Origin of the sequence: Pseudoxanthomonas sp. GW2 (assembly GCF_000283075.1) — a bacterium.
In the GTDB taxonomy this organism is placed as follows: domain Bacteria; phylum Pseudomonadota; class Gammaproteobacteria; order Xanthomonadales; family Xanthomonadaceae; genus Pseudoxanthomonas.
Genome location: NZ_ALIP01000118.1, coordinates 21,874 through 32,781 on the forward strand (window position 1 = coordinate 21,874; position 10,908 = coordinate 32,781).

The 10,908-nt window shown below is 72.2% G+C and carries 12 protein-coding genes; 8 read left to right on the forward strand and 4 right to left on the reverse strand.

From position 1 onward, the window contains the following. Positions 1-65 precede the first annotated feature (65 nt). Positions 66-521 (forward strand): DUF192 domain-containing protein, encoded by a 456-nt coding sequence (locus B351_RS0109770; RefSeq protein WP_019398855.1) that lies wholly within the window; start codon positions 66-68, stop codon positions 519-521. A gap of 48 nt (positions 522-569) precedes the next feature. Next, the gene (locus tag B351_RS0109775; protein ID WP_019398856.1) at positions 570-1,418 is read left to right on the forward strand and encodes a SirB1 family protein; all 849 of its coding nucleotides are present in this window, start codon (positions 570-572) and stop codon (positions 1,416-1,418) included. A 32-nt stretch (positions 1,419-1,450) separates the two neighbouring features. Here B351_RS0109775 and B351_RS0109780 read toward each other — a convergent pair whose 3' ends face one another. Beyond that, entirely contained in the window at positions 1,451-1,639 is a 189-nt protein-coding gene (locus B351_RS0109780) for a rubredoxin (RefSeq protein WP_019398857.1), read from the reverse strand. A 64-nt stretch (positions 1,640-1,703) separates the two neighbouring features. Here B351_RS0109780 and thiE point away from each other — a divergent pair, with 64 nt between their 5' ends. The 4 genes from thiE to B351_RS0109800 all read left to right on the forward strand — a co-directional run bounded on the left by thiE (position 1,704) and on the right by B351_RS0109800 (position 5,226). Further along, entirely contained in the window at positions 1,704-2,342 is a 639-nt protein-coding gene (gene thiE, locus B351_RS0109785; protein WP_019398858.1) for a thiamine phosphate synthase, read from the forward strand. A gap of 62 nt (positions 2,343-2,404) precedes the next feature. Then, on the forward strand, positions 2,405-3,706 hold the full coding sequence (gene hemL, locus B351_RS0109790) for a glutamate-1-semialdehyde 2,1-aminomutase (RefSeq protein ID WP_019398859.1): 1,302 nt from the start codon (positions 2,405-2,407) through the stop codon (positions 3,704-3,706). After that, the gene (locus B351_RS0109795) at positions 3,690-4,583 is read left to right on the forward strand and encodes an ion transporter (protein ID WP_019398860.1); all 894 of its coding nucleotides are present in this window, start codon (positions 3,690-3,692) and stop codon (positions 4,581-4,583) included. Before hemL ends, B351_RS0109795 begins: the two co-directional genes overlap by 17 nt. A gap of 28 nt (positions 4,584-4,611) precedes the next feature. After that, positions 4,612-5,226: an HAD-IA family hydrolase gene (locus B351_RS0109800; protein WP_019398861.1), complete on the forward strand. Its 615-nt coding sequence runs from the start codon at positions 4,612-4,614 to the stop codon at positions 5,224-5,226. 329 nt (positions 5,227-5,555) lie between these two features. On the opposite strand, the gene B351_RS0109805 is transcribed toward B351_RS0109800, so the two are convergent. Next, a complete protein-coding gene (locus tag B351_RS0109805) occupies positions 5,556-6,797 on the reverse strand; it encodes an acetylornithine transaminase (protein WP_019398862.1) in 1,242 nt (413 codons plus the stop codon). Between the two features lie 157 nt (positions 6,798-6,954). Here B351_RS0109805 and B351_RS0109810 point away from each other — a divergent pair, with 157 nt between their 5' ends. Both B351_RS0109810 and B351_RS0109815 read left to right on the forward strand, forming a co-directional pair. Continuing rightward, on the forward strand, positions 6,955-8,082 hold the full coding sequence (locus B351_RS0109810) for a PLP-dependent aspartate aminotransferase family protein (RefSeq protein WP_019398863.1): 1,128 nt from the start codon (positions 6,955-6,957) through the stop codon (positions 8,080-8,082). Positions 8,083-8,398: 316 nt separating this feature from the next. After that, complete coding sequence (locus tag B351_RS0109815; RefSeq protein ID WP_026010574.1) at positions 8,399-9,355, forward strand: TerC family protein; 957 nt, start codon at positions 8,399-8,401, stop codon at positions 9,353-9,355. A 49-nt stretch (positions 9,356-9,404) separates the two neighbouring features. Here B351_RS0109815 and B351_RS0109820 read toward each other — a convergent pair whose 3' ends face one another. Together B351_RS0109820 and B351_RS0109825 are read right to left on the reverse strand one after the other, a co-directional pair. Beyond that, the gene (locus B351_RS0109820; protein WP_019398865.1) at positions 9,405-9,842 is read right to left on the reverse strand and encodes a VOC family protein; all 438 of its coding nucleotides are present in this window, start codon (positions 9,840-9,842) and stop codon (positions 9,405-9,407) included. A gap of 75 nt (positions 9,843-9,917) precedes the next feature. Next, positions 9,918-10,736 (reverse strand): NAD(P)-dependent oxidoreductase, encoded by an 819-nt coding sequence (locus tag B351_RS0109825; protein WP_026010575.1) that lies wholly within the window; start codon positions 10,734-10,736, stop codon positions 9,918-9,920. Between the last annotated feature and the right edge of the window lie 172 nt (positions 10,737-10,908).

A 10,908-nucleotide genomic window follows, 5' to 3' on the forward strand; every position in this document is an offset into this window, starting at 1 on the left:
GCGGCCTTGACCGCCGCGCCGGGTTGCCCCACCTTGCGGGCCTGGTTCCGTCCGTGGTGGTCCACATGCCCCGACTGCTCCGCCGCCTTGCCGTCCTGACCGCGCTGCTGCTGGGCAGCGGCCTTGCCGCCGCCAGCGACCACTGGGTCGAGCTGGCCGGCGGGCGCTTCCAGGTCGAGATCGCCGCCACCGAGGCCCAGCGCGCGCGCGGGCTGATGTACCGCGAGCGGCTGGAGCCGGGCCACGGCATGCTCTTCATCCACGACTGGTTCGGGCCGCAGGCCTACTGGATGAAGAACACGCGCATCCCGCTGGACATCCTGTACTTCGACGAGCAGCGCCGGCTGGTCTCGCAGCACCGCGACGTGCCGCCGTGCCGCACCCGCGACTGCCCGGTCTACCCCAGCGGCGCCCCGGCCCGCTACGTGCTGGAGCTCAACGCCGGCGAGGCGGCGCGGCTGGGCGTGGCCGAGGGGGCTGAACTGCGCTTCGGCCCGGGGATCCCCGCGGCGGCGGAGTAGCCGCGCCCGGGCTTGATTGTCGCCGCGCCCGACCCCAGTCTTGGGCGCATGGGGAAAACACGCATCCAACTTCCCGACTGGAACGCCCTGGCAGCGCTGGACGATGCCGCGCTGCCCCTGTTGCCGACCGCCCTGCTGATCGCCCGCGACGAGTACCCGGCGCTGGACCCGGCCGAGTACGACGCCCTGGTGCAGTCGCACGTCGAGCACCTGCGGCCGGAGGTGGAGGCGATCCCGTCGACCGCGCTGAAGATGGCGGCGATCAACCGCCACCTGTTCGACGAGCTGGGCTACAGCGGCAACCACGACGCCTACTACGACCCGCGCAACAGCTACCTCAACCAGGTGCTGGAGCGGCGCCTGGGCAACCCGATCTCGCTGGCGATGGTGCAGATGGAGGTCGCCCGCCGCCTGGGCGTGCCGCTGGACGGGGTCTCCTTCCCCGGGCACTTCCTGGTGCGGCTGCCGGTGGACGGCGGCCTGCTGGTGATGGACCCGTTCAACGGCGGGGGCCCGCTGGCGGTGGAGGAGCTGCGCGAGCGGGTGCGCCCGCACCTGGGCGGCGAGGTCCCGGACGACCGGGTGCTGCTGCAGATCCTCACCCCCGCCCCGCACCGGGCGATCCTGGCGCGGGTGCTGCGCAACCTGCACGGCGTGTACGCCGCCGCCGGGGAATGGGAGCGCGCCGCGCGCAGCGCCGACCGCGTGCTGCGGCTGGTGCCGGAGGAAACCGACGCCCTGCGCGACCGCGGCCTGGCCTACATGGAGCTGGGGCACATCGAGGGCGCGCGCCGCGACCTGGGCCGCTACCTGCAGCTGGCCCCGGACGCCGCCGACGCCGAAGCGATCCGCGAACGCCTGATCGACGCAGCCGGGCAGCGCACCGTGCTGCACTGAGCCCGCCCGCGCCCGCCGGGCGCGGTGCCGGCTCAGATCTCCATCATCTCGAAGTCGTCCTTGGTGACCCCGCAATCCGGGCAGGTCCAGGTGTCCGGGATGTCCTCCCAGCGCGTCCCGGGCGGGATGCCCTCTTCCGGCAAGCCTTCGGCTTCGTGGTAGATGAAGCCGCATACCACGCACATCCAGCTGCGGTAAGGGGCGTTGTCGGTCTCGCTCATCAGATAATGCAGGCCTGCGTCAGGGGCGCCATTGTCCCACAGGCGCCCGCACGACGGAGTCGAGATGAGCCCTGCCCCCCGCCCCCGAGGCCTGTACCTGATCACCCCGGACGAGCCGGTCACCAGCCGCCTGCTGCAGCGGGTAGGGCCGCTGCTTGGCGGCGGCGTGGCCTGGCTGCAGTACCGCAACAAGGCCGCCAGCGCGGCGCTGAGGCAAGAGCAGGCCGCGGCGCTGCAGGCCCTGTGCGCGCGCGCCGGAGTGCCGCTGCTGGTCAACGACGACGCGGCCCTGGCCTCGGAGATCGGCGCCGCCGGCGCCCACCTGGGCGAGGACGACGGCGCCCTGGCCGCGGCCCGCGCCCTGCTCGGCCCGCACGCCATCCTCGGCGCCTCCTGCTACGACAGCCTGCAGCTGGCGCGCGAGGCGGTGGCCGCCGGTGCCAGCTACGTGGCCTTCGGCGCGTTCTTCCCCACCACCACCAAGGTGGTGACCCGGCGCGCCACCCCGGACCTGCTGCGCGATGCCGCGGCGCTGGGCGTGCCGCGGGTGGCGATCGGCGGCATCACCCCGGAAAACGGCCGCGCCCTGGTCGAGGCCGGCGCCGACCTGCTGGCGGTGATCGGCGGGGTGTTCGACGCGCCCGATCCGCTGGCGGCGGTGCGGGCCTACCAGCGCTGTTTCCAGGCCACGCCGGCGGCCTGAGCGGGGCGCGCGCGGGCGGCGGGGCCTACAATACGGGGCTTCGCCGCACTGGAACCGTCCCGATGAACCACGACCGCTCCCACGCCCTGTTCTCCCGCGCGCAGCAGCTGCTGCCTGGAGGCGTGAACTCGCCGGTGCGTGCGTTCAAGTCGGTGGGCGGCGAGCCGTTCTTCGTGCAGCGCGCCGACGGCCCCTACCTGTTCGACGTCGACGGCAACCGCTACATCGACTACGTCGGCTCCTGGGGCCCGATGATCGTCGGCCACAACCACCCGGCGGTGCGCGAGGCGGTGCAGGAGGCGATCGGCAACGGCCTGTCCTACGGCGCCCCGTGCGAGGCCGAGGTGGAGATGGCCGAGACCATCACCCGCCTGGTGCCGTCCTGCGAGATGGTGCGCATGGTCAACTCCGGCACCGAGGCCACGCTGTCGGCGATCCGCCTGGCGCGCGGCGCCACCGGCCGCCAGCGCGTCGTCAAGTTCGAGGGCTGCTACCACGGCCACGGCGACTCGTTCCTGGTCAAGGCCGGCAGCGGCATGCTGACCCTGGGCGTGCCGACCTCGCCGGGCGTGCCGGCCGGCCTCAGCGAGCTGACCGCCACCCTCAGCTACAACGACTTCGAGGGCGCCACGAAGCTGTTCGGGGAGATCGGCGGCGAGATCGCCGCGGTCATCATCGAGCCGGTGGTGGGCAACGCCAACTGCATCCCGCCGCGCCCGGGCTACCTGCAGCACCTGCGCGAGCTGTGCACGAAGCACGGCGCGCTGCTGATCTTCGACGAGGTGATGACCGGCTTCCGCGTGGCCCTGGGCGGTGCCCAGGCGCACTACGGCATCACCCCGGACCTGACCACCTTCGGCAAGATCATCGGCGGCGGCATGCCGGTGGGCGCCTACGGCGGCCGCCGCGAACTGATGCAGCAGATCGCCCCGGCCGGCCCGATCTACCAGGCCGGCACCCTCAGCGGCAATCCGGTGGCCATGGCCGCCGGCCTGGCCATGCTGCAGCTGATCCAGGAGCCGGGCTTCCACGCGCGCCTGGCCGCGGCCACCGCGCAGCTGTGCGAGGGCTTCGAGGCCGCCGCGCGCGAGGCCGGCGTGCCGCTGACCACCAACCACGTCGGCGCCATGTTCGGCCTGTTCTTCACCGACCAGAAGGTGGAGACCTATGCCCAGGCCACCGCCTGCGACACCACCGCGTTCAACCGCTTCTTCCACGCCATGCTCGAACGCGGCGTGTTCCTGGCCCCGAGCGCCTACGAGGCCGGCTTCCTCTCCAGCGCCCACGACGGCGCGGTGATCGACGCCACCCTCGAGGCCGCGCGCGCCGCGTTCCGGAGCCTGGCCGATGACCGCGCCGGCTGAGCCCGGCGCCGGCCCGCGCGCGGACGGCGGCAGCCTGTTCGAGCGCGAGCACCTGCCGGCCTCCAGCGAAGGCCGGCGCTACCGCTGGTTCCGGGTGATCTTCCACCACGACGCCCCGGACGAGCGCAACTTCGACCTGGCGCTGATCCTGGTCATCCTGGCCAGCGTGGCGGTGGTGCTGCTGGACTCCATGCCCTCGGTGAAGGTGCGTTGGCACGCCTGGCTGTACGCGGCCGAGTGGCTGTTCACCCTGGCCTTCGCCGTGGAATACGGCGTGCGGCTGTGGGTGGTGAAGCGGCCGCTGCGCTATGCCTTCAGCTTCTTCGGCATCATCGACCTGCTGGCGATCCTGCCCACCTTCCTGTCGCTGCTGTTCCCGGCCACCGCCTCGTTCACCGTGATCCGCGCGCTGCGCCTGCTGCGCGTGTTCCGGGTGCTCAAGCTGGTGGAGTATTCCAGCGAGGCCGGGGTGCTGATCCAGGCGCTGGTGCGCAGCCGGCGCAAGATCCTGGTGTTCATCGCCGCGCTGCTGACCATCGTGGTGGTGTTCGGTGCGCTGATGTACGTGGTGGAGGGCCCGGACAACGGCTTCACCAGCATCCCCGCCGGCATGTACTGGGCGATCGTGACCGTCGGCACCGTCGGCTTCGGCGACATCGCCCCGGCCACCCCGTTCGGCCGCTTCGTCACCTCGCTGCTGATCGTGATCGGCTACAGCATCATCGCCGTGCCCACCGGCATCTACACCGCCGAGCTGGCGCGCTCGCTGCAGCCGCGCCGGCGCCAGGCGCGCTGCGGCAGCTGCGGACTGGACGACCACGAGGCCGATGCCTGGCACTGCCGCAAGTGCGGCGCCGCCCTGCCGCGGGAGCCATGAGCGGCGGCGCGCGGGCCCCGGAGCGGCGATGAGGCCGCGCATCCGCCAGCTGCTGCTGGACTTCGACAACGTGCTGGCCCACTACCGGCGCGAGCAGCGGGTGGCATGCCTGGCCGCGCATGCGGGCACGAGCTTCGCGCAGGTGTGGCAGGCGCTGTATGGCTCCGGGCTGGAAGCGCGCTACGACGCCGGCCGGGTTTCCACGGCCGATTGCCTGCGCGAACTGGGCGAAGGCATCGGCGCGGCCGTGGACGAAACCGCCTGGCTGCAGGCGCGGGTGGCGGCAACCACTGCCGACGAACGCGCGCTGGCACGGCTGCTGGCGCTGGACCCGGAACTGCCGATGGCGGTGCTGACCAACAACGGCGAACTGGCCGCGCGGGTGGTGCTGCAGGTGGCCGCGCCGCTGGCGCCGCGGCTGGGCGGCCGGGTGCTGTGCAGCGGCAGCCTGGGCGGGCGCAAGCCGGAGCCGCAGGTCTACCTGCGCGCGCTCGAGCGCCTGGGCTGGAATGCCGCCGATACTCTGTTCATCGACGACCTGTTCGCCAACGTGCAGGGCGCACGCCGCGCGGGCCTGCACGCCGACAGCGTGCGCGATGCCCGCGCCCTGGGCCGGGTGCTGAAACGCTTCGGCCTGGCCTGAGCGCGCGCTCACGTTCCTCCCGGGAGGAACCTGGATGCGCTTCGCTGGTCCGGGATCCGCACCTGCGACAACGCCGCGCGCATGACCGTGCAGCGGGGCGTTGCCAGCGAGGCGGCCCGGGCACGCCGGTGCCCGATCTTGCATCGAGGTGGACGGCCTGGACGAGGCGCTACGCCGGGGGCGCGCGGCCGGCCTGCACCGGAATACGGTGCGGCCGCCGAGCCCTGGACGTGCGCCGCTTCTTCGTGCGCGACCCGCTGGGGCGGCTGCCCAGCATCCTGCGACACCGCCCGGCGGCCTGGGGGCGCGCTTGCGGCGCCCCTCGCCAGTCAGGCGACGAACTTGGCGATGGCCTTGCGCAGCCGCGCCAGGCCCTCGGCCACGTCGGCGTCGGTGATGTTCAGCGCCGGCACCAGGCGCAGCACGTCCGGGCCGGCCTGCAGCAGCAGCAGGCCCTCGTGCGCGGCCAGGTCGAGGATCTCGCCGGCGCGGCCCGCGTATTCGGAGTTGAGCACGGCGCCCAGCATCAGGCCGCGGCCACGCACCTGGGCGAACACGCCGAACTCCCCGCCGATCGCCGCCAGGCCCTCGCGCAGCGCGTGCGACTGGCGCGAGACGTTGGCCGCGATCTGCGGCGAGGCCAGCTTGCGCAGGGCCACGCGCGCCACCGCCGCCGCCAGCGGATTGCCGCCGAAGGTGGTGCCGTGGGCGCCGAAGCCCATGGCCTCGGCGACCTTCGGGCCGGCGAGCATGGCGCCGATCGGGAAGCCGCCGCCCAGGGCCTTGGCCAGGGTGACGATGTCCGGGACCACGTCGTCCTGCCAGTGCGCGAACAGGGTGCCGGTGCGGCCCATGCCGGCCTGGATCTCGTCCAGCACCAGCAGTGCATTGTGCTTGTCGCACAGCGCGCGCACCTGCTTGAGGAAGCCGGAGGCGGCCGGCATCACGCCGCCCTCGCCCTGCACCGGCTCCAGCATCACCGCGGCCACGTCGCCGGCGGCCATCGCCGTCTCCAGCTGCACGATGTCGTTGAAGGCGACATAGCGGAAACCGCCGGGCAGCGGCTCGTAGCCTTCCTGGTACTTCGGCTGGGCGGTGGCGGTGACCGCGGCCAGGGTGCGGCCATGGAAGCTGCCACGGAAGGTGACGATCACCCGCTGCTGCGGCGGACGCCCCTGGGCAGTGGCCCACTTGCGCACCAGCTTGATCGCGGCCTCGTTGGCCTCGGCGCCGGAATTGCACAGGAACACGCGCTCGGCGAAGCGGCTGGCGGTCACCAGCTCCTCGGCCAGGCGCAGCGGCGGCTCGCTGAAGAAGATGTTGCTGGTGTGCCAGAGCTTGCCTGCCTGCTCGACCAGGGCCGCATGCAGGTCCGGGTCGTTGTGGCCGAGGCCGCACACGGCGATGCCGGCGGCGAAGTCCACGTACTCGCGGCCCTCGCTGTCCCACAGTCGCGCGCCCTGGCCTCGCTCCAGCACCAGCTCGCGCTGCCGGTACACGGGCAGGAAATAGCGGTGGCCAAGGTCGATCAGGGAGGCGGTGTCGCCGGCAGCCGGCGTCGTGGCGTTCATGGCAGTGGAATATCCGTGGAAGAAGGCCGGCACGGGGCCGGTGGGCCATTATCCGCCTCGTTCGGCGATGCCGCCACGCCGTCGCCGGACCGGTGCCGGGCTCGCGTATCATCGGGCTGCCGCGCAGCGGCGCCTCCGCTCCCAACGACCGACCGCCATGTCCCGCATCGAAACCCTCGCCGCCCGCGCCGGCAGCCGTCCCGACCCGGCCAGCGGCGCGCTGTCGCCGCCGCTGCAGCTGGCCACCACCTTCGAGCACACGCCCGACGGCCAGCTGCCGCAGGGCTTCCTGTACCAGCGCTACGACAACCCGACCCAGCAGGAGACCGAGCAGGTGCTGGCGGCGCTGGAAGGTGCGAAGCGGGCGCTGCTGTTCCCCACCGGCATGGCCGCCGGCGCCACCGCGCTGCAGGCGCTGCCGCCGGGCAGCCACGTGCTGTTGTGCGACGACAGCTATTTCTCGTTCCGGGTCCTGGCCGCGCAGCAGTTCCCGCGCTGGGGCCTGGAATGCACCATCGTCGACTTCACCGACCTGGACGCGGTGCGCGCCGCGCTACGGCCCAACACCGCGTTGCTGTGGGCGGAGACCCCGTCCAACCCGCTGCTGAAGGTCAGCGACATCGCCGCGCTGGCGACCATTGCCCACCAGGCCGGCGCGCGCCTGCTGGTGGACGGCACCTTCGCCCCGCCGGTGATCCAGCAGCCGCTGGCGCTGGGCGCGGACATCGTCCTGCATTCGGCCACCAAGTACCTGGGCGGCCATGGCGACGTGATGGGGGGAGTACTGGCCTTCGCCGAGGACGGCGAACACGCCGCCGCCTGCCACCAGCTGCGCCTGCTGGGCGGGGCCACCGCCTCGCCGTTCGCGGCGTGGATGATCCTGCGCGGCGTGCGCTCGCTGCCGGCGCGGATGGACTGGCACTGCCGCAACGCGCGCCGGGTGGCGGAGTTCCTCGCCGGCCATGCGAAGGTGTCGGCGGTGCATTACCCCGGCCTGGCCTCGCATCCGCAGCACGCGGTGGCCGCGGCGCAGATGCGCGACTTCGGCGGCATGCTGTCGTTCGAGGTAGCCGGCGGACGCGAGGCGGCTCTGGCCGTGGCTTCGCGCATGCGCCTGTTCACCAATGCCACCTCGCTGGGTTCGACCGAATCGCTGGTCGAGCACCGCGCCTCGATCGAAGGCCCGGCCTCGACCACGCCCGGCGGCCTGCTGCGGCTGTCGGTGGGCCTGGAGCACGCCGACGACCTGGTCGCCGACCTGGAGCAGGCACTGGCGGGCGGCTGAGCGCGTCCGCACGGGCCCAGTACGCGGCACCACCGGCCGGCAAGCGCGGCCGACGCGCGGAAGGCACATCCCGCGCGCAGGCTGCGCCGGTGGTTTGACCGTTCACATGCCGGCCCGCACAATCGCCGCCGAAGGGGAGTAGCTCCCCAGCGTGACGGCCGTCATTTCGGGCATTCCGATGCCCCGGTCCCACGGCGGCCCAGGGCCGTGAGCAAGACCTTCGCCGCGACGGCGAAGGTGTGTCCCCGGTTCCCAGAGCAGGGTTCCGCGCCGCCAGCTTCCGCGGCCGTCCTTACTCCTGCCCGGAACATTGATGATGGAAACGATAGGCAACGTCTGGCTGTGGGCCGGATTCTCCGGCCTGGTGCTGCTGGCGCTGGTGGCCGACCTGCTGCTGATGCGCCACGGCGGCGCGCACAAGGTCACGTTCAGGGAAGCGGCGTGGTGGAGCCTGGGCTGGGTAGCCCTGGCCCTGCTCTTCAACCTCGCCCTGTGGTGGTACGTCGGCCAGTCGGCCGGTCCGGAAGAGGCACGGCGCATCGGCTTGGAATTCCTGACCGGCTACCTGGTCGAGAAGGCGCTGGCGGTCGACAACATCTTCGTGTTCCTGATGCTGATGACCTACTTCGCCGTGCCGGAGCAACTGCGCCAGCGCGTACTGGTGATCGGCATCCTGCTGGCGATCGTGCTGCGCGCGATCCTGATCTTCGCCGGCGCCGCGCTGCTGGCCCAGTTCCACTGGCTGCTCTACGTGTTCGGCGCCTTCCTGCTGCTGACCGGCGCGAAGATGTGGAGCGCCGCGGGCGAGGAGCCGGACCTGGGGAAGAATCCGGTACTGCGCTGGATGACCACGCACGTGCCGTTCGTGCGCCGCTATCATGGCAACGCGATGTGGCTGGGACGCGGCAGCCGGCGCAGGTTCACCCCGCTGTTCATCGTGGTGGTGATGATCGGCATCACCGACGTGATCTTCGCGGTGGATTCGATCCCGGCGATCTTCGCCATCACCCTGGACCCGTTCATCGTGCTGACGTCCAACGTGTTCGCGGTGCTGGGCTTGCGCGCGATGTTCTTCCTGCTGGCGGGGATGGCCGAGCGCTTCCACCTGCTGCCCTACGGCCTGGCCGTGGTGCTGGTGTTCATAGGCGCCAAGATGCTGCTGGTCGACCTCTACAAGATCCCGGTGCTGTGGTCGCTGGGTGCGGTCGGCACGATCCTGGCAACGACCATTGCCCTCAGCCTGGCACGGCCGGCACGGGCTGCTGCGGACTGATGCGACGGTCCGGCGGGGACGCGTGCCCCGCCGGACCGCACTCGTGCGCTTACCAGGTGCCGGTATTGGGCATCGACGCCCACGGCTCGGCCGGCGGCAGGGCCTCGCCCTTCTGCAGCAGCTCGATCGAGATCAGGTCCGGGGTGCGGACGAAGGCCATGCGGCCGTCGCGCGGCGGGCGGTTGATGGTCACGCCCATGGACTGCAGGTGCGCGCAGATGGCGTAGATGTCGTCGACCTCGAAGGCCAGGTGGCCGAAGTTGCGGGCGCTGCCGTAGTCCTCCGGTGCCGAACCGTCCTCCGGCGGCCAGTTGTAGGTCAGCTCGATCTCCGCCTCCGGGTTCTCCGGGGCGCCGAAGTAGACCAGGGTGTAGCGCCCGGCCTCGTTGTCCATGCGCCGGGTCTGCTTCAGGCCCAGGCCCTCGGTGAAGAAGCGGCTGGTCTTTTCCAGGTCGTGGACCCGGATCATCGCGTGCAGGTACTTCATGGTGTTTCCGTAACGAAAAGGGGGCCGGCCATTGTAGGAGCGCGCCGCGGCCGGCGGCGGCGCGCGCGGCGCGACTCAGTCCAGGAACAGGTCCGGCAGCAGCGGCTTGGACGGATCGACGGCATAGCCGGACAGGTCGGTCACGCCGGCCTCGGCCAGCACCTCGTCGTCGATCAGGAAGCGGCCGCTGAAACCGGCCGCCTGGCGCACCAGGATCGCGTGCGCGGCATCGGCCATGATCTCCGGGCGGCGGCCGTTGCCGGCATCCACGCCGGGGATCATGTTCAGCGCGTCGGTGGCGATGAGCGTGCGCGGCCACAGCGCGTTGACCGCCACGCCCTTCGGCCCGAACTCCGCGGCCAGGCCCAGGGTGACGAAGCTCATGCCCATCTTGGCCAGGGTGTAGCCGGTGTGCGGCCCCCACCACTTCGGATCCAGCGACGGCGGCGGCGCCAGGGTGAGGATGTGCGGGTTGGCCGCCTGCAGCAGGTGCGGCAGGCAGGCCTGGGCGCAGAGGAAGCTGCCGCGGGCGTTGACCTGCTGCATCAGGTCGAAGCGCTTCATCGGCGTGTCCAGGGTGCCACGCAGCCAGATCGCGCTGGCGTTGTTGACCAGGATGTCGATGCCGCCGAAGGCGTCCACCGTGGCCGCCACCGCGGCCTGCACCTGGTCTTCCTCGCGGATGTCGCACTTCAGCGCCAGGCCGCGGCCGCCGGCGGCGTCCACCGCTTCGGCCGCGGTATGGATGGTGCCCGGCAGCTTCGGGTTGGGCACCGCGGACTTGGCGGCGATGGCGACGTTGGCGCCGTCGCGCGCCGCGCGCAGGGCGATGGCCAGGCCGATGCCGCGCGAGGCACCGGTGATGAACAGGGTCTTGCCGGCGAGGCTGGTCATGCGCGTCTCCAGGTACAACGGGGGACGCGCATTGTCGCCCGGCACGCGCTGCGCGTGCGCGGTCGCGTGCGTCGCCGCCGCGGGCGGCGCGCTAGCGTGCCGCTTCCGCGCCGGCCGCGGCGGTGCGCAGGCGCAGCGTGGGCAGGCCCGAGACCGGGTGCGGCTCGACCTG